The sequence below is a fragment of the Thiohalobacter thiocyanaticus genome (assembly GCF_002356355.1).
In the GTDB taxonomy this organism is placed as follows: domain Bacteria; phylum Pseudomonadota; class Gammaproteobacteria; order Thiohalobacterales; family Thiohalobacteraceae; genus Thiohalobacter; species Thiohalobacter thiocyanaticus_A.
In genome coordinates, this window is record NZ_AP018052.1 from 2,146,051 (window position 1) to 2,171,991 (window position 25,941).

The window sequence follows — 25,941 nt, forward strand, 5'->3', positions numbered from 1 at the left end:
GGTTACGCCCTTCGGGCTAACCCGACCTACGTTGGCATCTTGTCTTATCCCGTAGGTCGGGTTAGCGAAGCGTAACCCGACAAAAATTCAACTCAATCCCGACACTCAATACAGATTACGCTGGAATCCGACAAAAACTTCCCGAATATTTTTCACTTCGCCCAGCTCATATACCGCGTCATCAACTGTATTGTATTTCAGTGTGATCAGCTGCGGCAGCTTCTCGGTATCGAGCTCGGTGACGCCGCGCTCGATATAGTGATTCAGCACAAAATCCAAGAACTCCCGCTGATGAAAATCATAGGGCCGGAATATGTCCTCGCGGTGAAGCGCCACCCGCTCGGCCCGGGTCACCGGCGGCAGGGCGAAGGCGATGTAGGCCAGCACATCGTAGAGATCACTGTTCTCGGCCTCGATCAGCTTCCCGATCTCGCGCAACTGCTCGATGCCATAGCCCTTCTCCTCCAGCCCCGCCAGCAGCCGGCGACGGGTTTCGGGATCGCTCCACAGCTCGCGCAGCTCATCCTCGTTGCGGAACAGCTCCGGCAGCTCGCCGAACAACCGCTGGACGAACTCGGCCGCCGAGATGGGTTTGCCGTCCGGGCTCCAGAAACTGGTGGCGGCCATGTGCTGTATGGTCCGTTCCTTGCCGTCCGCGAGTTTAACCTTCACCTTCCGGCGGTTGTCACAGACACAGGGATACTCGCCACAGACGGGACATGCCTCTGGCGGTGGTTTCTCGCACACACAGGGCCGCTGGCCGCAGACCGGACAGGGCCGGGGCGGGTCCACCACGCAGGTGCAGGGGCTGTTGCCGCAGCGACCGCAGGGCTCGGGCGGCAGCGGCTCACCGTCCCATTCCTCATCTTCGAAGTGTTCGTAGGCCTTCACGAAGTCGTGGATGGTGAAGTAGTCCTTGCCCTCGAACAGGCGGGTGCCGCGGCCGATGATCTGCTTGAACTCGATCATGGAATTCACCGGCCGCATCAGCACGATGTGGCGCACATTGCGGGCGTCCACGCCGGTGGAGAGCTTCTGCGAGGTGGTGAGGACGGTCGGGATGGTCTTTTCGTTGTCCTGGAAGGCACGCAGCCAGCGCTCGCCTTCGGCGCCGTCGTTGGCGGTGACCCGTTCGCAGTAGTGCGGATCGGGGTTGGACTTCATCTGGTTGACCAGGTCCCGCACCGCCAGCGCATGCTCCTGGGTGGCGCAGAACACCAGGGTCTTCTCGCGCGGGTCGATACTTTCCAGGAACAGCTTCACCCGATACTTCTCGCGCGCTTCGATCTCGATGACCCGGTTGAAGTCGTCCTCGATGTAGCGCTTTCCCTCCTCTATCTCGCCTTCCACCACCTGATCGTCCGAGGTGTAGACATACTCGTCCAGGGTGGTGGCGATCTGGCGAACCTTGAACGGGGTGAGGAAACCGTCGTTGATGCCGTCCTTGAGGGAATAGATGTACACCGGCTCGCCGAAGTAGTCGTAGGTGTCGGCGTTAGCGTCGCGCCGGGGCGTGGCGGTCAGCCCCAACTGCACGGCGGGGCTGAAGTACTCCAGGATGCCGCGCCAGGTGCTCTCATCGTTGGCTCCGCCCCGGTGGCACTCGTCGATGACGATGAAATCGAAGAAATCCGGCGGATAGTCGCCGAAGCTGGGCTGCGGATTGCCCTCGGCGTCGCGCCCGCTCATGAAGGTCTGGAAGATGGTGAAGAACAGGCTGCCGTTCTTGGGCACACGGCCCTTCTTGCGGATCGACTCCGGATCGATCCGCACCAGGGCGTCGTCGGGAAAGGCCGAGAAAGCGTTGAAGGCCTGATCGGCCAGGATGTTGCGGTCGGCCAGGAACAGGATACGCGGCAACCGCCCCGTCTCCCCGCTCTCCCGTGCCACCAGGCTCCAGCGGGCGTGGAACAGTTTCCAGGCGATCTGGAAGGCGATGGCCGTCTTGCCGGTGCCGGTGGCGAGTGTCAGCAGGATGCGGTCGCGACCGTCGGCAATGGCCTCCAGGGCGCTGTTGATAGCGTTGTGCTGATAGTAGCGCGCCTCCCAAGCCCCGCCCCGGGCCTCGAAGGGCACCGCCCCGAAGCGCTCGCGCCAGACCTTGCGCTCGGCGAAGGTCGCATTCCACAGGTCATCCGGCGCCGGCCAGGCCTCCACCGGCCCTTCCGTGCCGGTGTGCATATCCACCCGGTAGATGTCCTCGCCGTTGGTGGCGAAGGCGTAGCGCGCCTGCAGCCGCTCGGCGTAACGCTTGGCCTGGCCCAAGCCCTCGGTCACCGGCAGGCCGCACTTCTTGGCCTCGATCACCGCAAGATTCTGCCCCCGGTAGGTCAGGACGTAATCCGCGATATCCCGCTGCCCGCGACGGCCACCGCCGATCAGGCGACCGGGCGCAATAATCACCTCACGCCTGGGCCTGCTGCCGTCGACCACGCCCCAGCCGGCCTCCTTCAGGGCCGGGTCGATGAGTTCGGCGCGGGTTTCGGCTTCATTCATTGCTGACAGCCATCAGATAATCAAAACCCGATCAGGGAATATTGTCGTGCCCGGGTTTCTTAATATGTTGTTTTTGATAAATTATTAAGCAACACAATATCGGTTGTCTCTGCCCGAGTCAAAGCCCGCTCAGGAAAATCTTCTTATTACCCCATGTCGGGTTACGCCCTTCGGGCTAACCCGACCTACGAAAATGAAGCACGGCTGATGTAGGTCGGGTTAGCGCAGCGTAACCCGACACGGCGGTCACTCCCGCCCAACCCCCTCAAAATCCACGCACCCACCACCCCAATCAGGCGGATACGCCCCCATCCCCACATACCGATGAAAACTCGACCAGGCCCAATCCGCTACCGACCCCACATAGCCATGCTTCACCGGGTTGTAATGGATATATTCCACATGCCGCACATAATCATCAGCGTCGCGCAACGTATGTTCCCAGTATCGGTGCTGCCAGACCCCGCCTTCGCCCCTTTTCGCCTGGCGCTGCGAAGCCATTCCGCGCAACAACGGATCGCAATGCCGGGTAAACCCCGTCTTGATCAGCCGCCAGCGGGTCGCGAAATCCGCATCGCCCTCCGGCAGCGTCCAGATGCAATGCAGATGGTCGGGCAGGATCACCACCGCATCCATCCGGAACGGGTAGCGGGTCCGGACCGACCGAAAGGCCTCGCGCAGCACAGCGACCGAATTCATGCGGGTCAGAATCGGCCGGCGGCCGGCCGTCACCAGCGTGAAAAAGAAACACCCGCCCGCCACGAAATTGCGTCGGTAGTTCATAACGACATCCTTGTCGTAATTGCATATTGTTCACGTTGCCGAACAACCCCCACACCACCCCGTAGGTCGGGTTAGCGAAGCGTAACCCGACACATAACGCCGGAATCCCGTCGGGTTACGCCCTTCGGGCTAACCCGACCTACGCCTCGCCATGCACGGCCGCGGTCATGCCACGGCCTCCTGCACCTCGTCTTCGGCCTTGTCCGCCGTCAGCTCGCCGGAGAAGGCCTTTTGCAGGAGGGATTGTTTGAGTTCGGCAAGAGCTGAAAGCTTTTTCCTATATATATTTTCCAATTCACCCGTCGTTTGACGATGCTCGTTCAATTTCAGAATGATATTTTCCTGCTGATCGATTGGTGGCATTGGAACCCGGATTTCCTTTAGCACCTTCACAGAAGCAACGTTTTTCATCGCTGCCCCAACAGAATGCTTGGAGATTTCATTCAGAAAAGCACCTGACTCCATCCAGAATTTCAGGAATTCAGATAGAACATCATTGGATGGCGTCAACTTCAGTAATGCCTGATTGATAATTCCACGCTTCAGACCTGATGGCGCTATAGAGACTTTACCCATTGTGCCAGAACAACTCATGATAAGATCTCCCGGCTTCAGCTCAAATCTGGCCATTTGCTGAAATTTACCGCCGTCAACAAAATACCTGACCTCATCAAACTGGTTATTTATGGCATGTTGTTGCTCATATACTGCATAGCCTTCCGGAACAAATATCGATTTCTTGAGACTCCCTCCAAAAGGGCCACGAACAAACTCACATACGTCACCAAAGCGGACTTTTGAATATTTTTCATCAAGCACCTGAAACAGGGAATTCAAATAACTCTCAAACAACTCCCGCGCATTGGCGAGGTTCTTTTCGGTATTGGCGATGGCCGTTTCAATCCCCGCGAAGGTCTCATCGAGAATGGCGACGATGCGTTTTTGTTCAGCCACAGACGGCAAAGGTATCGGATGATTTTCAATAAATTCTTTCGGTACACGTTTGTGACCGACCGCGCCGGACATAACGCTGGCACCGGCTTCCCTAAAGCTATCTTGCGAAAGAAAATAAAAAAGGAATTCCGGATCAAGCTCATCGCCAGATCTGAATACGATGAATTCACTCGACCCAAATCCAATCCCATTGGTTAGGCCACGCGCGATACCCAGCTTTCCATTCTCGAAACACGGAGTAATCTTTGCTAGCAACACATCACCCTCCGCAAAGTAGGTATAGCTCCCCGCGACTTCGGATAACCGTCTGTCGGTAGTCAGCCGCAGTTGTTTTTCGCGAATTCCAAGCTGATCCATCGGGACGAAGGACACTAAATCATCATCTGCAAGCCGCAGCTTAGCCTCTCTTTTGGGAGGCTTAATCTGACAAACATCACTCAATGCACGCCAATCCCAGTCAGGTCTCATAACATCCCCCTAATCCCCTCCAGAATCTCCTCACTCTCCCGATCCAGCGTCTCGATCTCGTTGATGATGACCTCCGGATCGCGCAGGGGATCCTCCTCGACCTTGTTGGGATTCTTCACCGACAGGTCCCAGGTCTCCGGGTCGATGTCCTCGATGTTCACGGTCCAGGATTCATCGGAGTCGGCAAAACTCGCCTGCAGCTCGACGAATTCCTGCAGGTCGTCATCGTTGAGCGGGCTGGTCTTGCCCAGGCTGCGGCCGGGGTCGAGGTGGTAGTACCAGATGTTCTGCGTGGGCCGGCCCTTCTCAAAAAAGAGCACCACGGTCTTCACGCCGGCGCCGAGGAAGGTGCCGCCGGGGCAGTCGAGGATGGTGTGCAGGTTGCAGTTCTCCAGCAGTTCCCGGCGCAGGGCGCGGGAGGCGTTGTCGGAGTTGGAAAGGAAGGTGTTCTTGATGACGATGGCCGCGCGGCCGCCGGCCTTGAGATGCTTGATGAAGTGCTGCAGGAACAGGAAGGCGGTCTCGCCGGTCCTGATATCGAAGTTGTTCTGTATCTCCTTGCGCTCCTTGCCGCCGAATGGCGGGTTGGCGAGGATGATGTCGAAGCGGTTCTTCTCCTGGATGTCGGCGAGCTTCTCGGTGAGGCTGTTGGTGTGGATGATGTTGGGCGCCTCGATGCCGTGCAGGATCATGTTCATCAGCCCGATGACATAGGGCAGGCTCTTCTTCTCCTTGGCGGTGAAGGTGCGGGTCTGCAGGGTTTCCAGGTCCTGGGTGGAGAGCTTCGGATGGTTGGCCCCGTCCGGGCCCTCGGGGCCGTAGCGCAGGTAGTCGTAGGCCTCGCACAGGAAGCCGCAGGAACCGGCCGCGGCGTCGTAGATGGTTTCGCCGATCCGCGGGTCGATCACCCGGATCATGGCGCGGATCAACGGGCGCGGGGTGTAGTACTCGCCGCCGTTGCGCCCGGCGTTGCCCATGTTGCGGATCTTGGCCTCGTAGAGGTGCGACAGCTCGTGCTTCTCCTTCTGGGAGCGGAAGCTGAGTGCGTCCACATATTCCAGGGCGTCGCGCAGACTGTAGCCACTCTGGAACTTGTTGCGGATCTCGCTGAAGATCTCGCCGATCTTGTACTCGATGGTGTCGGTGTTCGCGGCGCGTTCGCGGAAGCCCTGCAGGTAGGGGAACAGCTCGGTGTTGACGAAGGTGATCAGGTCGGGGCCGGTCAGGGCATTGTCGTGATCGAAATTGCCCTCCTCGTCCTTGGGCGCGGCCCAGCTGGACCAGCGGAAGGCCTCTTCAATGATGGGTGCATAATCCTTGCCGCGGAGTTCCGCCTCATCGGCCCGCCTGCGTTCCAGGTCGTCCAGATACTTGAGAAACAGCATCCAGGAGGTCTGCTCGGTGTAGTCCAGCTCGGTGGCGCAGCCGGCTTCCTTCCACAGGACGTTATCGATGTTCTTGAAGGTCTGCTCGAACATTGGGGCGGTCGGTTCCCGTTTGCGGTCGGCCGGACGTGGCGCGGGCCTGGGTTTGGGGGTTGCCTGTCTGGCGGGCGGTTCAGATTCGAATTCGGTTTCGGGCTCTGATTCAGGCTCGGGCGGCTCGTTGCCGAGCAGTCGGTCGATCAGGGGCTGCTTCTCGCGGCCGCTGCTGTCCAGGCCCTGCGCCTCGCACAGGGTCTTGAGTTCGGCACGCTTGAGTGCGTGCAGCAGGTACTCGACCGGCAGGCTGCGCTTGCGGCTGAGGATGGCGACGAAATCGGGTTTGTTCAGGCCGGTGAGGCCCTCGATGCCGAAATCGGCGGCGAGTTCGCGGCCGCGGGCGAGGGTCAGGGTTTCGAAGATCTGTTTGCGGGTGATGCTCATCTGCGGTTGTTATTCTGTTGGTAGCTGCATGTTTTCTGAACAGACGCGGCATATGTCGGGTTACGCCCTGCGGGCTAACCCGACCTACGTACTGCATATTTTCTGAACAGACGCGGCATATGTCGGGTTACGCCCTGCGGGCTAACCCGACCTACGTACTGCATATTTTCTGAACAGGCGCGGCATATGTCGGGTTACGTCCTGCGGGCTAACCCGACCTACGTACTTGTCCCGGCGGAATCCTGTCGGGTTACGCCCTGCGGGCTAACCCGAGCTATGTGCCCGTTGCGGCGGAACCCTGTCGGGTTACGCCCTCACGGGCTAACCCGACCTACTCTGCTCCTGCACTTCGTAGGTCGGGTTAGCGTAGCGTAACCCGACAACGATCACCAAACCCGTCCTACAGGTTTTCAATCAGCACGACGGCGAAGGCCGCGATGCCCTCGCCGCGGCCGGTGAAGCCCATCCGCTCGGTGGTGGTGGCCTTGACGTTGACGCCGTCGGGGTCGAGGTTCAGATCGGCGGCGATGTTGGCGCGCATGGTCTCGATATAGGGGGCGAGTTTCGGGGCCTGGGCGATGAGGGTGAGATCGGCGTTGACCACACGGTAGCCCTTCGCCGCGATCTTCTGCATGACCTCGCGCAGCAGCACGCGGCTGTCCGCGCCTTTGTACTGCGGATCGCTGTCGGGGAAGTGCCGGCCGATATCGCCCAGGGCGGCGGCACCCAGCAGGGCATCGCACAGGGCGTGCAGGGCGACGTCGCCGTCGGAGTGGGCTTCCAGCCCCTGATCATGCGGGATCTCGACCCCGCCCAGCACCAGCCGGCCGCCCGGCTTGAAGGCATGGGCATCGAAGCCCTGTCCGATTCTCATAACCGCTCCTGCTGTTGCAGATAAAATCCGGCCAGGGCCAGGTCCTCGGGCCGGGTGATCTTCAGGTTGTCGGCGTGGCCCTCGACCAGTTTCGGTTTCAGGCCAAGGTGTTCGACGGCGAAGGCCTCGTCGGTCACGGGCCGGGCGTCGTCGCGGGCGCGGACCAGGGCCTCGTGCAGGGTCTGCAGCCGGAACATCTGCGGGGTGAGCGCGTGCCAGATGACACTGCGATCGAGGGTGGCGACCACGCGGCCCTGGTCGTCGGCCTCCTTCATGGTGTCGCGGGTGGGCACGGCCAGCAGGCCGCCGACCTCGTCCTCAGTCAGGGTATCCATGAGATTTGCAATATCCTCGCGCCGCAGGCAGGGCCGGGCGGCGTCGTGGACCAGCACCCAGTCGTCGGGGTGCGCCTGCGTGAGCAGGTTGAGAATGCCACTGAGGACGGAGTCGCTGCGTTCGGCGCCGCCCGGCGCCTCGATGAGGGGACGCGGAGCCGAATACCGCAGTGTCTTCCAGTAGGGATCGTCGACAGCATGGACAACGCAGACGGCCTGGATGCGCGGCTCCTCGTAGAGGGCATCCAGGGTGTGTTCAAGCACCGTCTGGCGCCCGAGCGGCAGGTACTGCTTGGGCACCTCGGCGCCCATGCGGCGGCCGATGCCGGCGGCGGGGACGACGGCCCAGTAGCGTTGGCTGTGTGACATAAGCAGGTGTCCAGGTCCCGTAGGTCGGATCAGCCCGTCAGGGCGTAATCCGACACCCGTAGGCAGCCCTGTCGGGTTACGCTGCGCTAACCCGACCTACAGAGCTAATCATCCGTTTCTTTCCTGTCGGACTCGATGACCTGATAGAAGGTCTCGCCGTCGCGGATCATGCCCAGTTCACTGCGGGCACGCTCCTCGACCGCTTCAAGTCCCTGCTTGAGGTCCTGCACCTCGGCGTCCAGGGCGCGGTTGCGCTCGCGCAGTTCCTCGTTCTCGGCCCCCTGTTCCGCGACCGCGCCCTTGAGGTGCCAGACCTCGGCCAGGCTGCCCTCCCCCACCCACAGCTTGTACTGCAGGCCGAGGAAGATCAGGCCGAGGATCAGCAGCAACCAGCGCATCAGCGCGGTGCCCACCTATCCCAGCTGCTTGAAGGCACTGCGCCCGGCATAGCTGGCCAGGGTCTGGAGCTGGTCCTCGATGCGCATCAGCCGGTTGTACTTGGCCACCCGGTCGGAGCGCGACAGCGAACCGGTCTTGATCTGGGTGGAGGCGGTGCCCACGGCGATGTCGGCAATGCTCACGTCCTCGGTCTCGCCGGAACGATGGGAGACCACTGAGCTGTAACCGGCCCTGGCGGCCAGTTCGATCGCCTCTAGGGTCTCGCTCAGGGTGCCGATCTGGTTGACCTTGATCAGGATGGAGTTGGCGATGTCCTTGTCGATACCTTCCTGCAGGATCTTCGGGTTGGTGACGAACAGGTCGTCGCCGACCAGCTGCACCTTCTCGCCCAGCCTCTCGGTCAGCGCCTTCCAGCCGTCCCAGTCGTCCTCGGCCATGCCGTCCTCGATGCTGATGATCGGGTACTTGTCGCACCAGTCGGCCAGATACTCGACGAACTCGGCCGAACTGAAGCTCCTGCCTTCGGATTCCAGTACGTATTTGCCGTCTTTGTAAAACTCACTGCTGGCCGCGTCCAAGCCGAGGAATATCTCCTCGCCGGCGGCGAAACCGGCCTTCTCGATCGCCTCCAGGATCACCTCGATGGCGGCCTCGTTGGAGGGCAGGTCCGGAGCGAAGCCGCCCTCGTCGCCGACCGTGGTGGCAAGACCGCGCCCGGCCAGCACGGCCTTGAGCGCATGGAAGACCTCGGCGCCGTAGCGCACCGCCTCGCGGAAGGTGGCCGCGCCCACCGGCAGGATCATGAACTCCTGCATGTCCACGCTGTTGCTGGCATGCGCCCCGCCATTGAGGATGTTCATCATGGGCACCGGCAGGGTGAAGGGGCCCTTGCCGCCCAGCAGCCGGTACAGCGGCTGATCGGTCTCGCGCGCGCGGGCCTGGGCATTGGCCAGCGATACCGCCAGGATGGCGTTGGCGCCCAGGCGCGACTTGTTCTCGCTGCCATCGAGCTCGATCAGCTTCTCATCGATCTGCTTCTGGGCCTTCGCGTCCATGCCGAGCAGGGCCTCGCGGATCTCGGTGTTGACGTTCTCCACGGCCTGCAGCACGCCCTTGCCGTTGTAGCGGTGCTTGTCGCCGTCGCGCAACTCCACCGCCTCGCGGCTGCCGGTGGAGGCCCCGGAAGGCACGGCAGCGCGGCCCACGGCACCGGATTCCAGCAGCACGTCGGCCTCGACGGTGGGGTTGCCGCGCGAATCCAGGATCTCGCGCGCGCGGACATTATTAATCTGAGACATCTTTTCTCCAGATTTCTTCTAGTTACGATTTAAACTTAAAGTCGATTACCCGGCATGAATGGCGCCAATTCTAGCGCACTCGGGAGGGTTTGTCGTGGCGGGTTCGGGTGTCCGCTGTGCCGGCATGCAGGTCGGGTTAGCGTAGCGTAACCCGACAGGAACGCGGCAATAACGTCGGGTTACGCCCTGTCGGGCTAACCCGACCTACAAGGATGCACCTACATCAACTCCGCCTCGGCAAACCCCCGCTCCTTCACCGCCGCGTCGATGACCTTCAGCGTGGCCAGCAGATTTTCCATGCTGCCCAGCGGCCAGGCATTGGGGCCGTCGGACAGGGCCTCGGCCGGATTGGGATGGGTCTCCATGAACAGACCGGAGACGCCGGCGGCCACGGCGGCGCGCGCCAGCACCGGGACGAACTCGCGCTGGCCGCCGGAGCTGGTGCCCTGCCCGCCCGGCTGCTGCACCGAGTGGGTGGCGTCGAACACCACCGGGGCGCCGGTCGCGCGCATGATGGCAAGCCCGCGCATGTCCGAGATCAGGGTGTTGTAGCCGAAGGACACGCCGCGCTCGCACACCATGATCTGGTCGTTGCCGACCTCGCGCGCCTTGTCGACCACGTTCTGCATGTCCCAGGGGGCGAGGAACTGGCCTTTCTTGATATTCACCGGCCGGCCCTGGCGGGCGACATTCTGGATGAAGTTGGTCTGCCGGCAGAGGAAGGCCGGGGTCTGCAGCACATCGACCACGCTGGCGACCTCTTCCAGCGGCGTGTCCTCGTGCACGTCGGTCAGTACCGGCACGCCGATTTCATCCTTCACCTGCTGCAGGATACGCAGGCCCTCCTCCAGGCCGGGGCCGCGGAAGCTTCGGGTCGAGGAGCGGTTGGCCTTGTCGAAGGAGGACTTGTAGATGAACGGGATGCCGAGCCGGTCGGTGATGGCCTTGAGCTCGCCGGCGGTGTCCAGCGCCAGCTGCTCGCTCTCGATCACGCAGGGACCGGCGATAAGAAAGAAGGGCCGGTCCAGACCGACCTCGAAGCCACAGAGTTGCATGTTTGCCATTGAAGGTTACCGTAATTGATGCGGTCAGGCGGTGACGGCGTCCGTGGCCTGACTGCTGCCGGCGCTGCGGCCGTGTTCGCGCGCGGCGCGGATGAAACCGGAGAACAGCGGATGGCCGTCGCGCGGGGTGGAAGTGAATTCCGGGTGGAACTGGCAGGCCAGGAACCAGGGATGGTCGGCGATCTCGACCACCTCGACCAGTTCATCGTCCAGCGAGGTGCCGGACAGCACCAGCCCGGCCTGCTGCAGGCTGTCGCGGTAGTTGTTGTTGAACTCGTAGCGGTGCCGGTGGCGCTCTTCGATCACGTCCCGGCCGTAGAGCCGGTGCGCCAGCGAACCTTCCTGCAACCGGCACTTCTGCGCGCCCAGACGCATGGTGCCGCCGAGGTCGGAGTTCTCGTCGCGGCGCTCGATGGTGCCCGCCTCGGTCTTCCACTCGGTGATGAGTGCGATGACCGGATAGGGGGTGTCGGGCCGGAACTCGGTGCTGTGGGCATCCGCCAGGCCGGCCAGGTGCCGGGCATACTCGATCACCGCCACCTGCATGCCCAGGCAGATGCCCAGATAGGGGATGCCCTGCTCGCGGGCGTGCCGCACGGCGGCGATCTTGCCTTCCACGCCGCGCTCGCCGAAACCGCCCGGTACCAGCACGGCATCGACCCGGTCCAGGCAGCCGGTGCCCTCCTGCTCGATGACTTCGGAGTCGATATAGGTGATGTTCACCTTGGTGCGGGTATGGGCCCCGGCATGAATCAGGGCCTCGGACAGCGACTTGTAGGACTCGGTCAGGTTGACGTACTTGCCGACCATGGCCACGGTGACCTCGCCCTCGGGATGTTCCATGGCCTCGATCACCTGCTCCCACTCCTTCAGATCGGCCGGCGGCAGTTCCAGGCGCATCTTGTCGACCACGATGTCGTCCAGGTGCTGGCCGTGCAGTACGCGCGGGATCTTGTAGATATTGTCCACATCGGGGGCCGAGATCACCGCCCGCTCCTCGACGTTGGTGAACAGCGCGATCTTGCGCCGCTCGTCCTCGGGCAGCGGCCGGTCGGCGCGGCACAGCAGCACGTCGGGCTGGATACCGATGGAGCGCAGTTCCTTGACCGAGTGCTGGGTCGGCTTGGTCTTGATCTCGCCCGAAGCGGAGATATAAGGCACCAGGGTCAGGTGCATGAAGATGGCGCGCTCGTGCCCCAGTTCCACCCCCATCTGGCGGATGGCCTCCAGGAAGGGCAGCGACTCGATGTCGCCGACGGTGCCGCCGATCTCGACCATGGCGACGTCGGCATCGCCCGCGCCCTCGACGATGGAACGCTTGATCTCGTCGGTGATGTGCGGAATCACCTGCACGGTACCGCCCAGGTAGTCGCCGCGGCGCTCCTTGCGGATGACGTTCTCGTAGATCTGGCCGGTGGTGAAGTTGTTGCGCTTGGACATGGTGGTGCGCACGAAGCGCTCGTAATGCCCCAGGTCCAGATCGGTCTCGGTGCCGTCGGCGGTGACGAAAACCTCGCCGTGCTGGAATGGGCTCATGGTCCCCGGATCCACATTGATGTAGGGATCGAGCTTCATCAGGGTGACCTTGAGGCCGCGCGCCTCCAGGATGGCGGCAAGCGAGGCCGCGGCAATGCCTTTCCCCAGTGAGGAAACCACACCGCCGGTTATGAAGATGTATCGGGTCATGCGATCCAAGCAGTTGTCGAGGAGCGAGATTCAGCGGCCGGCGGGATGACGCGGGCGGCGCTACGGACGGGAGTCAACGATACCAGAACCCCCCCACCCGTACAACGCGACCCGCATCACAAACGGCTCCATTGCTGATCGTAGGTCGGGTTAGCGCAGCGTAACCCGACACGAAGCCGGCAAATGTCGGGTTACGCCCTCTCGGGCTAACCCGACCTACGGGTCGGGCGCAGAAAAGCGGGGCGGAATCAGCCCGGCAAACGGCTCCATTGCAATACCAGGCCGGGCTGCTCGCCGCGCGCCTGCCAGCCCTCCGCGAGCCACAGGCCGGCCACGGCAACGAGTTCATCGTCACAGTACACCAATGGCACGCGGTCGCGCTCCCAGGGGGGAATGCCGCGCTCCTGGAACAGGTGCTTGAGACTGTGGTGATGACCGCGACCGGCCGGGGCCAGGCGTTCGCCGCCGACGCGGAAACCGAGCTGCAGGCGACGGCCGGCGAGCGCCTCCCGGGCCAGCCCCTGCCCCGGCGTGGGCATGACCTCGAGCCGGCCTGCGGCGGCAGGGATATTCACGTCACCGCCGTCCCAGCCCTGTCGCTGGGCGGGCGGCACGGGCAGCGGCGGCATGGCATAGAGATCGTCCCGGTAACGGCGCACCTCGCCCCCGGGCCAGTGCACCCGCGGCATGGTATCGGCGCGGGCCCCCAGCACGCTCTGCTCGATCTGTTCCAGCACCGCCTCGCTGGGCATGAGCAGGCCCAGGCCATGCAGCCAGTAGCGCAGCAGGTTGCGCCGACGCGGCGGGGTGTAATGCAGCAGGGCCGCGACCGACAGGGTGGCCGGTCCCCGGCCGCCGACCTGCAGCAGATCGCTGATGGCCAGATCGACCTGCAGACTGGCGGCATCGGCCTGGTGGCGGGCCGCACGGGCCAGGGCACGTTTCACGCCCGGCCAGCGCGCCTGCAGCCGCGGCAGGATCTCGTGGCGCAGGAAGTTGCGGTCATAGTGCCGGTCGGCGTTGCTCGGATCCTCGATCCAGTCCAGATCCCGGTTCCGGGCCCACTCCAGCAGCTGGGCACGCGTGACCTCCAGCAGCGGCCGGCACAGCCAGCCCGGGCCGAACACGCTCACTGCGGGCATTCCCGCCAACCCCCTGGGTCCACTGCCGCGCAGCAGCTGCAGCAGCAGGGTCTCGGCCTGATCGTCCTCGTGATGGGCCGTGACCAGACAATGATCCGGTTGCAGCCACTCACGCAGCGCCCGATAGCGGGCCTCGCGCGCAGCGGCCTCGGGGCTCTCGCCCGGCCCGGGCCGGGCCTCGACCCGGTGCAGTTCAAAGGGGATGTCCAGCTCCTGGCACAGCGCCCGGCAGCGCTCACTCCAGTGCGCCGAGTCCGGCTGCAGCTGATGATCCACATGCACCGCACCCAGCGGCATCCCCAGCTGTTCGCGCTGATCGGCCAGCCGGTGCAGCAGAACGACCGAATCCAGACCGCCGCTCAATGCCACCCAGCAGGCCTGCGCCTGGGGAATCCATTCCTTGATGTGACGGGCGACCGGGGGGAGCGTCGAGGTGCTCAGAAGGGTCAGGCCTTTTCGTTGTACTCGCCGAACTCGAGCAGCCGGCGGTAGCGGGTCTCCAGCAGCGTATCCAGAGGCTGGCCGCGCAGGCTGTCCAACTCGCTCAGCAGCCGCGCCTTGAGCAGTTCCGCCATGCGTTCCGGATCGCGGTGGGCACCGCCCAGCGGTTCTTCGATGACGGTGTCGATCAGACCCAGTTCCAGCAGCCGGCGCGAGGTGATGCCCAGGGCCTCGGCGGCATCGGCGGCCTTCTCGGCGCTCTTCCACAGGATGGAGGCGCAGCCCTCGGGCGAGATGACCGAATAGGTGCTGTACTCCAGCATCAGCAAGCGGTCGCCCACACCGATGGCGAGCGCGCCGCCGGAGCCGCCCTCGCCAATGACGGTGCAGATGACAGGTGTCTTCAGTTCCGCCATGACCTGCAGGTTGCGGGCGATGGCCTCGCTCTGGCCGCGCTCCTCGGCGCCGATGCCGGGATAGGCGCCGGGGGTGTCAATGAAGGTCAGCACCGGCAGCTTGAAGCGCTCGGCCGTCTGCATCAACCGCAGCGCCTTGCGATAGCCCTCGGGGCGCGGCATGCCGAAGTTGCGGTGCAGCTTCTCCCGGGTGTCGCGGCCCTTCTGCTGGCCGATGATCATCACCGGCTCGCCCTCCAGCCGCGCCACGCCGCCGACAATGGCGGGGTCGTCGGCAAAGGTGCGGTCGCCGTGCAGTTCCTCGAAATCGGTGAAGATACGGGCGATGTAGTCCAGCAGATAGGGCCGCTGCGGATGCCGGGCCAGCTGGGCGACCTGCCAGGCATTGAGCCTGGAGAAGATGGACTGGGTCAGCGAGCGGCTCTTCTCTTCCAGGCGCCGGATCTCCTCGCTGATGTTGATCTCGGCATCGTCGCCCACATAGCGCAGTTCCTCGATTTTCGCCTCGAGTTCCGCGATGGGTTGTTCAAAATCCAGAAAGTTCAGGTTCATGGGGGCGTAAGGATACTCGGCTGCGGGTAGGGCGGCAACCGCTGCCGATGTTCAACACAAAGGCGCGAAGGCGCAGAGAACGCAGAGTTTTCAATCATGTAGGATGGGCTGGGCAGAGTAGTAGGTCGGGTTAGCGCAGCGTAACCCGACACTCGGCAGGAGATCCTGTCGGGTTACGCCCGAATGGGCTAACCCGACCTACCTCTCATACATCTTGCGTCCTCTGCGCCTTCGCGCCTCTGCGTTGAAGATTTTCACTTTCAGTGGGTATTGTACTCGACCTGCACCCGCCCTTCGCCGCCGGCCAGTTCGTCCAGGCGGTGCAGCAGTTCGTCGGCGGGCTGCACCCGCCACTCATTGCCCAGCATGATATGGGCCCGGGCGCGGTCGTTGTGGTAGTTGAGCCAGACCGGGCAGCGGCCCTCGCGATAGGGCTGCAGGGTCTCGGCCAGGTGCTGCATGAAGCCGTTGCCGGCACGCGCGGCGTCGACCTCGATCACCAGCCGGCGGGCGAAGGCGGCGCGGGCCTGGCTGATGTCGTAGATCTCGTCGGCGGTGAGCTGGTAGCCGCCGGAATAGTCGTCCAGCGCCAGTGAGCCCTTGATCACCAGCACCCGGTCCCTGGCCAGCAGGTTGCGGTGGGCCTCGAAGGTGTCGGAGAAGACCCTCACCTCGATGCGCGCGCTGCGATCATCCAGGGTGGCGAAGGCCATGCGGCCGCGCCGGGTGTTGCGCACCCGCAGGGCTATCACCAGACCGGCGAGCGTGACAGTGCGTTCCTGACCGCGGCTGTTGCCGCCGTCGGCCGGCACGCTGTCGGGGACGACATCGGCGATACGCCCGCTGGTGAAATGCGCCAGCTCGGCCTCGTAGCGGCAGATGGGATGGCCGCTGAGATACAGCCCCAGGGTTTCCTTCTCGCCGGTCAGGCGCTCATCCTCGGTCCACTCGGGCAGTTCGACCAGGTCCAGCGGCTTGTCCACCGGCGCCGGTCCGGCCTCGCCGAACAGGTCGTTCTGGCCCAGGTCGGCATCGCGCACATGCTGCTCGGCCAGTTTCAGCGCCATCGGCAGCTGCGCCATCAGGGTGGCGCGGTTGGAGCCGATCTCGTCCAGCGCCCCGGCCCGGATCAGTGCCTCCAGCACCCGGCGGTTGAGCTTGCGCAGATCCACCCGCCGGCAGAAATCGAACAGGTCCGCGAACGGCCCGTTGGCCTCGCGCTCGGCGATCATGCTTTCGATCGCGCCCTGGCCCACGCCCTTGATGGCCCCCAGACCGTAGACCACCGTATCCACGCCCTCGGCAGTGAAACGGTACATGGAACGGTTGACGCTGGGGGGGATGACGCCGAGTTGCATGTCGCGGCATTCGTCGATCAGGGTGACCACCTTGTCGGTGTTGTCCATGTCCGCCGACAGCACCGCCGCCATGAAGGCGGCCGGATAGTGCGCCTTGAGCCAGGCGGTCTGGTAGGAGACCAGGGCATAGGCCGCCGAGTGCGACTTGTTGAAGCCGTAGCCGGCGAACTTCTCCATCAGGTCGAAGATGTAGGTGGCGGTCTTCTCCTCCACCCCGCGCTCCAGTGCGCCCCGGGTGAAGATCTCGCGCTGCTTGGCCATCTCCTCGGGCTTCTTCTTGCCCATGGCGCGGCGCAGCAGGTCGGCGCCGCCCAGGGTGTAGCCGGCCAGCACCTGGGCGATCTGCATCACCTGCTCCTGGTACAGGATCACGCCGTAGGTGGGCGCCAGGATCGGCTCCAGATCGGGATGCGGGTATTCGACCCGCTGGCGCCCGTGTTTGCGGGCGATGAAGTCGTCCACCATGCCCGACTGCAGCGGCCCGGGGCGGAACAGCGCGACCAGGGCGATGATGTCCTCGAAGCTGTCCGGCTGCAGGCGCCGGATCAGGTCCTTCATGCCGCTGGACTCGAGCTGGAATACGGCGGTGGTTTTGCAGCCCTTGAGCAGCCTGAAGCTGTCCGGGTCGTCCAGCGGAATGGTCTCGATGTCCACGTCGGGCTCGCCGGCCTCGCGGCGGATGGCGTTCACGCTGCGCAGGGCCCAGTCGATGATGGTCAGGGTGCGCAGGCCGAGGAAGTCGAACTTGACCAGGCCGACCGCCTCGACGTCGTCCTTGTCGAACTGGCTGACGATGCTCTCCGAGCCGTGTTCGCAGTACAGCGGGGTGAAGTCGGTCAGCTTGGTCGGCGAGATCACCACGCCGCCGGCGTGCTTGCCGGCATTGCGCGCCAGGCCCTCCAGCGACTGCGCCAGCTCGATGATGCCGCGCACCTCCTCGTCCTCGTCGACCAGGCGTTTGAGTTCCTCCTCCTGCGCCAGCGCCTTGTCCAGGGTCATGCCGATCTCGAACGGGATCAGCTTGGCGATGCGGTCGACAAAGCCGTAGGGATGCCCGAGCACCCGGCCGACGTCGCGCACCACCGCCTTGGCCGCCATGGAGCCGTAGGTGATGATCTGCGAGACCTTCTCGCGGCCGTAGCGGCGGGCGACATAGTCGATGACGCGGTCGCGTCCCTCCATGCAGAAGTCGACGTCGAAGTCGGGCATGGACACGCGTTCGGGATTGAGGAAGCGCTCGAACAGCAGGTCGTAGGCGATGGGATCGAGATCGGTGATGGTCAGGGCATAGGCGACCAGCGAGCCGGCGCCCGAACCGCGCCCCGGCCCCACCGGCACGCCGTTGGACTTGGCCCACTGGATGAAGTCGGCCACGATGAGAAAGTAGCCGGGAAAACCCATCTGGTTGATGACGTCCAGTTCGATCTGCAGGCGCTCGTCATAGGGTCTGCGCTGCTCGGCGAATTCCGGGGCGGTGCGGTCGAACAGCTTGTCCAGGCGCTGCTCCAGGCCTGCGTGCGCCTGCTGATTGAAGTATTCCTCCATGGTCATCCCGTCGGGAATCGGGAATTCCGGCAGGAAGTTCTCGCCCAGGGTCAGTTCCAGGTTGCAGCGCCGGGCGATCTCGACCGTGTTCTCCAGCGCCTCGGGGATGTCGGCGAACAGCTCCGCCATCGCCTCCGGTGTCTTCAGGTACTGCTGATCGCTGTACAGGCGCGGCCGGCGCGGATCGTCCAGGGTGCGGCCGTCATGGATGCAGACGCGGGCTTCGTGGGCCTCGAAGCCATCGGCCTGGATGAAGCGCACATCGTTGGTGGCCACCACCGGCACGCCCTGTTGCGCGGCCAGGTCGACCGCGGCATGCAGGTAGTCCTCCTCGTACTCGCGGCCGGTGCGCTGCAATTCCAGGTAGAAGCGGTCGGGGAACAGACGCCGCCAGTCGGCGAGCAGGTCGGCAGCGACATCGGCGTGCCCGGCAAGCAACGCCTGACCGATGTCACCCTGACGTCCGCCCGACAGGGCGATCAGGCCGTCGGTCAGGCCGTCCAGCCAGTCGCGTTTCAATACCGGCACGCCGCCGTGCTGGCCCTCGGTGTAGGTGCGCGAAACCAGCTGCGACAGATTCAGATAGCCCTGGTTGTTCTGGCACAGCAGGGTCAGCCGGTGCGGCTGGTTGGGATCGTTGGGATTCTCCAGCCACAGGTCCACGCCGATGAGCGGCTTGAGCCCGCCGGCGATGGCCGCCTTGTAGAACTTGACCATGGCGAACAGGTTGCACTGGTCGGTGACTGCCACCGCCGGCATGCCCGCCGCGCGCGCCGCCTTGACCAGCGGCTTGATGCGCACAATCCCGTCGACCAGGGAGTACTCGGTGTGCAGGCGGAGATGGACGAAGGAGACGGGCATGGGGGCAAAGTTTCCGGCACCGCGGCGGGGGATGCAAGGCTTGACAGTTGGGCTCAGAGCCTGGGCGAGAACAACGCAGAGGGCACAGAGGCGCGGAGACGCAGAGTTTCATAAGGAAATACCTGAGGAAACTCTGATTAATTCGATGATTCTCGTCATTGCGAGCGTAGCGAAGCAATCTCACACTGCAGAATCAATCGGTTGGAGATCGCCGCGGCGCTACGCGCCTCGCAATGACGAATAAATCAGAGGTTCCCTGATTAATCCGTCATTGCGTTCCGGTTCACTCGTGGCGCAGGGCGTCGATCGGATCCAGGCGGGCCGCGCGGCGGGCCGGGAAGTAACCGAACATCACGCCGATGGCGGCGGAGAACACGAACGAAAGCAGGTTGATGGCCGGATCGAAGATATAGGGCACCGACATCAGGCCGGCGAGAAACACCGAGGCGCCCGCGGCCAGCAGAATACCGATCACACCGCCCAGGCTGGACAGCACCACCGCCTCGATCAGGAACTGCAGCAGCACGTCGCGCTCGAGCGCGCCGATGGCCAGGCGGATACCGATCTCGCGGGTACGCTCGGTGACCGACACCAGCATGATGTTCATGATGCCGATGCCGCCCACCAGCAGGCTCACCGCGGCCACCGCACCGAGCAGCAGGGTCAGGACGCGGGTGGTGCCGGTCAGGGTCTCGGCGATCTGGCGTGTATCCATGACCCGGAAGTCGTCATCCTCGAACTCGCTGATGTTGCGCCGCTCGCGCAGCAGCGAAATCAGTTGGGCCTTGACCCGGTCGATCGAGGCGCCGGCGGCCACCGAGACCATGATCATGCGCACATCCGTATTGCCGACCAGGCGCCGCTGCACCGTGCGCAGCGGCATGATCACGGTGTCGTCCTGATCCGAGCCCATCGCCGACTGGCCCTTGGCGCCGAGCAACCCGATCACCTCGCAGGCGAACTGCCGGATGCGGATCTCCGCACCCACCGGATTCTGCTGCCCGAACAGATTCTCCCGCACTGTCTCGCCGATCACGCACACCGCCTTGCCGGCGCGCTCCTCGAGTTCGGTGAAACTGCGCCCGGCGACGATCTCCCAGTTGGCGGCGGTGAAATAGGCGTTGCTGCTGCCGGTGACCGAGGTGGACCAGTTGCTGGCCTGGAACACGGCCGTCACTGCACTGCTCACCACCGGCGCCACCGCCGCCGTGCCGCCGATCTGGTTGCGCACCGCCTCGACGTCGGCGAGTTTGAAATTGGGTGCGGCCTCCGCCGCCGGGCCGAAGCGCTGGCCGGGGCGCACCATGAGCAGGTTGCTGCCCATGCTGGCGATCTGGTCGGCCACCGAGCGGGTGGCGCCGTTGCCCAGCGTCACCATGGTGATGACTGCGGCCACACCGATGACCACGCCGAGGATGGTCAGAAAGGAGCGCATCAGGTTGCGGCGGATGGCGCGCAGGGCCAGCATCAGGGTGTTCCACCACATCAGACCTGAGCCTCCGAGCGCGTGTCGCTGTCCACCCGCCCATCGACGAAGCGCACGACGCGCCGGGCGTAGGCGGCCATGTCCGGCTCGTGGGTAACCATCAACACGGTGATGCCGCTGTCGCGATTGAGGGCGGCGATCAGTTCCATGATTTCAACGCTGGTATGGGTGTCCAGGTTGCCGGTGGGCTCGTCGGCCAGCAGCACCCGGGGGCCGGTGACGATGGCGCGGGCGATGGCCACGCGCTGCTGCTGGCCGCCGGACAACTCCCCCGGGGTATGGTGCTCCCAGCCTTCGAGGCCGACCTGGGCCAGCGCGGCCCGGGCCGCGGCATGGCGGGCCGCGGCCGGCGCCCCGCGATAGATCAGCGGCAGTTCCACATTCTCCAGCGCGGTGGTGCGCGCCAGCAGATTGAAGCCCTGAAACACGAAACCGAGAAAGTGCCGCCGCAGCAGTGCGCGCTGGTCGCGCGTCAGCCGCTCCACCTGCATCCCCTGAAAGGCATAGCTGCCGCCGGAGGGCGTATCCAGGCAGCCGAGGATATTCATGGCCGTGGACTTGCCCGAGCCGCTCGGCCCCATCACCGCGATGAACTCCCCCGGCCGGACGTCCAGGTCGATGCCGCGCAGGGCCTGGAAGGCGGCCCGGCCCTGGCCGTAGGTCCTGGTGATCCCCTGCAGGCGGATCAGCGGCGCGTCGTCCGCGGTCATCGGGTCACCGACATCTCGGTAATGACCTCCATGCCGGGCTCGAGGCCGCCGCCGAGGATCTCGGTGACGCGGCCGTTGGTCGCGCCGGTCTCGACCGTCAGCCTGACCGCCTGTCCATCGCGCAGTACCCACAGACCCTGGCCGCCCCCGCCGCTGCCCGCGGTCCGGGGCCGGGAACTGCTCTGGGCCGGCCGCCGCGGCATCAGCGATCCGATCACGCCGCGGCCGGAATCCTCCGCCGCCGTCGCTGCCGGCGGCGTGAAGCGCAGCGCGGCATTGGGGACCAGCAGGGCGTCCTCGCGCACCAGGGTCGTGATCTCGGCCGTGCCGGTCATGCCCGGGCGCAGACTCAGATCCCGGTTGTCCACCTTGAGCACGGCCGGATAGGAGATCACGCCATCGCTGTCGGTGGCGTTGTAGCCGACACGGATGATCTCGGCCTCGAAGCGCCGTCCCGGCCAGGCATCGACGCTGAAGCCGGCCGGCTGCCCGGGCTGCACCTGGCCGACATCGGCCTCGTCCACGTCCACCCGCAGTTCCATCTGGGTCAGATCCTCGGCCAGCAGAAACAGGGTCACCGCCTGCAGCGAGGCGGCCACCGTCTGGCCCGGGTCGACCGCGCGCTCCAGCACCACGCCGTCGATGGGCGAACGGATGCGGGCCTTGTACAGGTTGGTCTCGTCGCTGCGCAGCGCGGCCCGCGCCTGGGCGACCCCGGCCTGCGCGCTGGCCACATCGGCTTCGGCCCGTGCCAGTTCGGCCTCGGCGGTCTCCATCTCGGCATGCGAGGGCACCTTGCCGCCGGACAGGCGTGAGACCTCGCGAAACCGCGCCAGCCGCGCCCGCACCTCGGTGACCGTGGCCTCGGCCTGTTCCAGGGCCGCTTCGGCCGCGGCCACCGTCGCGCGCGAGCGGGCCACCGCATCCTCGAACTTGGACAGGTCGAGTTCGGCCAGTATCTGGCCCTCGGTCACGCGGTCATCGTCGTCGACGAACACCGACTCGACCGTGCCGGACATCTCGCTGCCGACCTCCACCTGGTTGGTCGGCTCCAGCCGGCCGGTGGCCGATACCGTCACCACCAGCGTGCCGCGCTCCACGGTCTCGGTGCGGTACTGCGGCTTGCCGGCATCGCCATTGCCGCCGAACATGAAGTAGGCGGCCAGTAGCAGCAGAATCAGGCCGGCGATCAACGGCAGGCGCCAGCGGCGCAGCCGGCCGCCGCTGCCCTGCCGGGTCAGGATGGCTTCGAGGTCGGCGGCCGGACCGCCGTCGGGTCGGGAAGTATCGTTCATGGATCGATCCTGGTATGTGCTGTGTCCGGCGCCGCAACGGATGCGGATGCGGGCGCCCAGCCGCCGCCGAGGGCCTTGTAGAGCCGGATCTGGGCCGCCGCCAGCTCCCCGGTACTGCTGGCGAGCTGGTCCTCCAGGCTGAGCAGGCTGCGCTGGCTGTCGAGCACGGAGAGGAAATCGGCCAGCCCGGCGGCATAGCGCTGTTCGGCGATCGTATGGGCCTCCCGCGCCGCCGCCACGGCCCGGGCCAGGCGCTCCCGGCGTTCGGCGGTTGCGGCCACGTCGACCAGGGCGTTCTCCACCTCCTCGAGCGCGGCCAGTACCGCCGCCTCGTAGCCCAGCCGCGCCTGCTCGAGCAGCGCGTCCTGGATCCCGATGTTGGCGCGGATGCGGCCGGACTGGAAGATCGGCGCAGTGACGGCACCCAGCAGCGAACGGGCATCCGCGCCATTGTTGTTCAGACCGGACAGGCTCAACGCCTCCAGTCCGATGGAGCCGGACAGCCGGAAACCGGGATAACGCGCCGCCTCGGCCTGGCCCAGGCGGGCGGTCTGTGCCGCCAGCCGCCGTTCGGCGGCACGCACGTCCGGGCGTCGCCGCAGCACGTCGGCGGGAATGCCGACGGCGGCCGCGCGCCCGGCCAGGGGCACGGCGGCCGTCGCGGCAAGCCGTTCGCGCAGTGCGCCCGGATTCCGGCCCAGCAGTACCGCCAGCCGGTGTCGGGCCGCGCTCACCGCGCTGCGCAGCGCCGGCAGCGCGGCCTGCGCGCTCTCCAGATCGGTGCGCGCCTGGGCGACATCCAGTTCCGGCACCAGTCCCGCCTGCCAGCGCCAGCGGGTCAGGTCATGGGTTTCGCGGCGGGCGGCGACACTGGCCTCGGCCACGGCCAGGCGCCGCTGGGCCGTGCGCAGATCGGTGTAGTTCAGTACCACCTCGGCGGCCAGCGAGACCCGGGTGTCGCGCAGTGTCTCGAGGCTGGCGTCGAGTTCGGCGGCGGCGGCCTCGCGGCCGCGGCGCAGGCCGCCGAAGATGTCCGGCTCCCAGGCGGCGTCGAAGCCGGCGCTGTACAGATCGCGCGTGGCGCCGGTCCCGAGCGTTTCGCTCGACGTACTGCGGGCCGCCGAGGCCGCGGCGTCCAGTGCAGGCCCGAGCTGGGCGCCGGCCAGGGCGCGCCGCGCCCGCGCCTCGCGCAGCTGGGCCCGGGCGGTGGCCAGCTCGCGGTTGGCGGCCAGGGCCTCGTCCACCAGCGCGTTCAGCAGCGGATCCTCGAACTGGCGCCACCATTCGGCCAGCACGGCGGCATCCGGGGCGCGGGTATCGGTTGCCGTCCCCCAGTGCGCGGGCACCCCGGGTTGCGGTGCCTGGTAGTCCGGACCGACCGCGGCACAGGCGGACAACAGCGAGGCAATCACCGTGCAGAGCACGGCATGCGGCGGCAACAACAACGAATATCCGTGCGGCTTCATATCCTCTGTCCCGGCACGGCCCATGTCCATGTCCATGTCCATGAGCCACAAGTAACACGTATCCTAGCCTGTATTCGCCCGGGGGATCTGACCCACATCAAGCTCAGGGCGGGGATCCGGCGGTGCCGGCGGATACTGCACGCTCACGGTGAAGGGTGTGCAATCGCGGGCTGGAACAAGCACACCCCATCCGACATATACGGACAGTTGCCGGAAACGGGCCTGCAGCCGATCCGGCCTGTGAGACCGCTTTTCCCCGGCTCTAGCCTATCGGCCCCGTCCCTGTTCAATCAGGCGCCGCACCGGCGCATAGGAACGGCGATGGATGGGCGTCACCCCCAGGCGCTCCAGCGCGGCCAGATGGGCCTGGCAGGGATAGCCCTTGTGGCTGGCCAGACCGTAGCCGGGATACTGCGCATCCAGAGCGATCATCTCCGCGTCGCGCGCCACCTTGGCCAGGATGGAGGCGGCGCTGATGGCCTCGACCCGGCTGTCGCCCTTGATGACGGCCTGCGATGCGCAGGGCAGTTCGGGACAGCGGTTGCCGTCGATCAGGGCCAGTTCCGGCGCCACCCCCAGGGCGGCGACCGCGCGCTGCATGGCCAACAGACTGGCCTGGAGGATGTTGATGCGGTCGATCTCCTCGACCTCGGCCCGGCCCAGGGCCCAGGCCAGGGCCTGTTCCCGGATCTGAGCGGCCAGCACGCCGCGCCGCTTCTCGCTCAGGGTCTTGGAATCGGCCAGGCCCGACAGCGGCCGGGCCGGGTCCAGGATGACCGCGGCGGCCACCACCGGTCCGGCCAGGGGGCCGCGCCCGGCCTCGTCCACGCCGGCAACGCAACCGGTGGCATCGACAATGAAATCCAGTTCCGCCTGCTCAGGCATGGCCGGCCACCTCCAGCACCGCGGCCGCGGCGGCCTGGTCGGCATTGTGCTGCAACTCGGTGTGCAGTTCCCGGAAGCGTCGGGTCAGCAGGCTGCGACGGGCCGGATTGTGCAGCTGGTTGAGCAGCGCCTGGCCCAGATTGACCGGCGTGACCTCGTCCTGGATGTACTCGGGCACCAGGGCCTCGCCGGCCAGCAGGTTGGGCAGACTGTAGTGCGGCACCCTGACCAGCCGTTTCATCATCCAGTGGGTGGCCGGCGCCAGCCGGTAGGCCACTACCATGGGGCGCTTGAGCAGCATGGCCTCCAGCGCCGCGGTGCCCGAGGCCAGCAGCACCGCATCGGCGGCGGTCATGGCGGTGCGGGCGCGGCCGTCGAGCAGGGTCAGCGGCAGGTCCGCCGCACTGCGGGCAAGGATGGACTCGAACAGCTCCCGGGTCCGGGGACTGGCGCAGGGCACGATGAAATGCAGTCCGCGGTCGCGTTCCAGGCACCACTGCAGGGTCTCGATGAAGGGTTGCGCCAACCGCTGTACCTCGCCCAGCCGGCTGCCGGGGAGCACCGCCACCAGCGGACCGCGCTCGGGCAGTCCCAGCTGCTGCCGGGCGGCAGTCGCATCCGGCAGCAGCGGGATGCGCTCGGCCAGGGGATGGCCCACGAAGGTCACCGGCACGGCATGGCGGCGGTAGAATTCGGCCTCGAAGGGGAACAGGGTCAGCATCCGGTCCAGGCTACGCACGATGCGCTTGATGCGGTAGCCGCGCCAGGCCCACACCGACGGGCTGACATAGTGCAGTGTGCGGATGCCCTGCCGGTGCAGGCGGCGCTCCAGGCCCAGGTTGAAATCCGGGGCGTCGATGCCGACGAATACATCGGGCGGTTCGGCCAGCAGCTGCCGGGCCAGCCGGCGGCGCAGCCGCAACAACCCGGGCAGATGCCGCAGCACCTCCACCAGCCCCATCACCGACAGGGCCTCCATGGGATAGAGACTGCGGCAGCCCGCCGCCTGCATTTCCGGGCCGCCGATGCCCTCCACCATCAGTTCCCGCCTGCCGGCCAGCTGTTCGCGCAGGGCGTGGATCAGGCCGGCGCCGAGCTGGTCGCCCGAGGCCTCGCCCGCCACCATGGCGATGCGCAGCGGCGGAAGAGGTCTGGTCCGGCCGGTGTCGGTGGTTTCATCCATGACAGCTGAA

At 65.5% G+C, this 25,941-nt stretch carries 19 protein-coding genes; all 19 read right to left on the reverse strand.

Annotated elements, in window-relative coordinates:
- Positions 1–105: 105 nt before the first annotated feature.
- The 19 genes from hsdR to lpxB all read right to left on the reverse strand — a co-directional run bounded on the left by hsdR (position 106) and on the right by lpxB (position 25,931).
- Complete coding sequence (gene hsdR / locus CFK21_RS09985; RefSeq protein WP_096366524.1) at positions 106–2,496, reverse strand: EcoAI/FtnUII family type I restriction enzme subunit R; 2,391 nt, start codon at positions 2,494–2,496, stop codon at positions 106–108.
- Positions 2,497–2,742: 246 nt separating this feature from the next.
- Positions 2,743–3,279, reverse strand: a complete 537-nt coding sequence (locus tag CFK21_RS09990) for an REP-associated tyrosine transposase (protein WP_096366525.1) — start codon at positions 3,277–3,279, stop codon at positions 2,743–2,745.
- Positions 3,280–3,444: 165 nt separating this feature from the next.
- Positions 3,445–4,701: a restriction endonuclease subunit S gene (locus tag CFK21_RS09995; protein ID WP_096366526.1), complete on the reverse strand. Its 1,257-nt coding sequence runs from the start codon at positions 4,699–4,701 to the stop codon at positions 3,445–3,447.
- Complete coding sequence (locus CFK21_RS10000; protein ID WP_096367572.1) at positions 4,698–6,179, reverse strand: class I SAM-dependent DNA methyltransferase; 1,482 nt, start codon at positions 6,177–6,179, stop codon at positions 4,698–4,700. The genes CFK21_RS09995 and CFK21_RS10000 overlap by 4 nt, the downstream gene beginning before the upstream one ends.
- A 787-nt stretch (positions 6,180–6,966) precedes the next feature.
- Entirely contained in the window at positions 6,967–7,440 is a 474-nt protein-coding gene (gene ispF / locus CFK21_RS10005; protein WP_096366527.1) for a 2-C-methyl-D-erythritol 2,4-cyclodiphosphate synthase, read from the reverse strand.
- Positions 7,437–8,144, reverse strand: coding sequence for a 2-C-methyl-D-erythritol 4-phosphate cytidylyltransferase (ispD, locus tag CFK21_RS10010; RefSeq protein WP_096366528.1), 708 nt, complete (start codon positions 8,142–8,144; stop codon positions 7,437–7,439). The genes ispF and ispD overlap by 4 nt, the downstream gene beginning before the upstream one ends.
- A 104-nt stretch (positions 8,145–8,248) precedes the next feature.
- Entirely contained in the window at positions 8,249–8,542 is a 294-nt protein-coding gene (ftsB, locus tag CFK21_RS10015; protein WP_096367573.1) for a cell division protein FtsB, read from the reverse strand.
- Between the two features lie 15 nt (positions 8,543–8,557).
- Entirely contained in the window at positions 8,558–9,841 is a 1,284-nt protein-coding gene (gene eno, locus CFK21_RS10020) for a phosphopyruvate hydratase (RefSeq protein ID WP_096366529.1), read from the reverse strand.
- Positions 9,842–10,059: 218 nt separating this feature from the next.
- Complete coding sequence (kdsA, locus tag CFK21_RS10025) at positions 10,060–10,896, reverse strand: 3-deoxy-8-phosphooctulonate synthase (RefSeq protein WP_096367574.1); 837 nt, start codon at positions 10,894–10,896, stop codon at positions 10,060–10,062.
- A gap of 33 nt (positions 10,897–10,929) precedes the next feature.
- The gene (locus CFK21_RS10030; RefSeq protein WP_096366530.1) at positions 10,930–12,591 is read right to left on the reverse strand and encodes a CTP synthase; all 1,662 of its coding nucleotides are present in this window, start codon (positions 12,589–12,591) and stop codon (positions 10,930–10,932) included.
- 248 nt (positions 12,592–12,839) lie between these two features.
- The gene (gene tilS, locus CFK21_RS10035) at positions 12,840–14,102 is read right to left on the reverse strand and encodes a tRNA lysidine(34) synthetase TilS (protein ID WP_231971497.1); all 1,263 of its coding nucleotides are present in this window, start codon (positions 14,100–14,102) and stop codon (positions 12,840–12,842) included.
- A 77-nt stretch (positions 14,103–14,179) separates the two neighbouring features.
- Positions 14,180–15,142 (reverse strand): acetyl-CoA carboxylase carboxyltransferase subunit alpha, encoded by a 963-nt coding sequence (locus tag CFK21_RS10040; RefSeq protein WP_096366531.1) that lies wholly within the window; start codon positions 15,140–15,142, stop codon positions 14,180–14,182.
- Positions 15,143–15,402: 260 nt separating this feature from the next.
- Positions 15,403–18,906 (reverse strand): DNA polymerase III subunit alpha, encoded by a 3,504-nt coding sequence (gene dnaE / locus CFK21_RS10045; RefSeq protein WP_096366532.1) that lies wholly within the window; start codon positions 18,904–18,906, stop codon positions 15,403–15,405.
- A gap of 283 nt (positions 18,907–19,189) precedes the next feature.
- Complete coding sequence (locus tag CFK21_RS10050) at positions 19,190–20,392, reverse strand: ABC transporter permease (RefSeq protein WP_096366533.1); 1,203 nt, start codon at positions 20,390–20,392, stop codon at positions 19,190–19,192.
- Positions 20,392–21,102, reverse strand: coding sequence for an ABC transporter ATP-binding protein (locus CFK21_RS10055; RefSeq protein ID WP_096366534.1), 711 nt, complete (start codon positions 21,100–21,102; stop codon positions 20,392–20,394). Before CFK21_RS10055 ends, CFK21_RS10050 begins: the two co-directional genes overlap by 1 nt.
- Positions 21,099–22,397 (reverse strand): efflux RND transporter periplasmic adaptor subunit, encoded by a 1,299-nt coding sequence (locus CFK21_RS10060; RefSeq protein ID WP_096366535.1) that lies wholly within the window; start codon positions 22,395–22,397, stop codon positions 21,099–21,101. Before CFK21_RS10060 ends, CFK21_RS10055 begins: the two co-directional genes overlap by 4 nt.
- Entirely contained in the window at positions 22,394–23,863 is a 1,470-nt protein-coding gene (locus CFK21_RS10065; RefSeq protein WP_096367575.1) for an efflux transporter outer membrane subunit, read from the reverse strand. Before CFK21_RS10065 ends, CFK21_RS10060 begins: the two co-directional genes overlap by 4 nt.
- Before the next feature lie 267 nt (positions 23,864–24,130).
- The gene (rnhB, locus tag CFK21_RS10070; RefSeq protein ID WP_096366536.1) at positions 24,131–24,748 is read right to left on the reverse strand and encodes a ribonuclease HII; all 618 of its coding nucleotides are present in this window, start codon (positions 24,746–24,748) and stop codon (positions 24,131–24,133) included.
- Positions 24,741–25,931, reverse strand: a complete 1,191-nt coding sequence (gene lpxB, locus CFK21_RS10075) for a lipid-A-disaccharide synthase (RefSeq protein ID WP_172844289.1) — start codon at positions 25,929–25,931, stop codon at positions 24,741–24,743. Before lpxB ends, rnhB begins: the two co-directional genes overlap by 8 nt.
- Between the last annotated feature and the right edge of the window lie 10 nt (positions 25,932–25,941).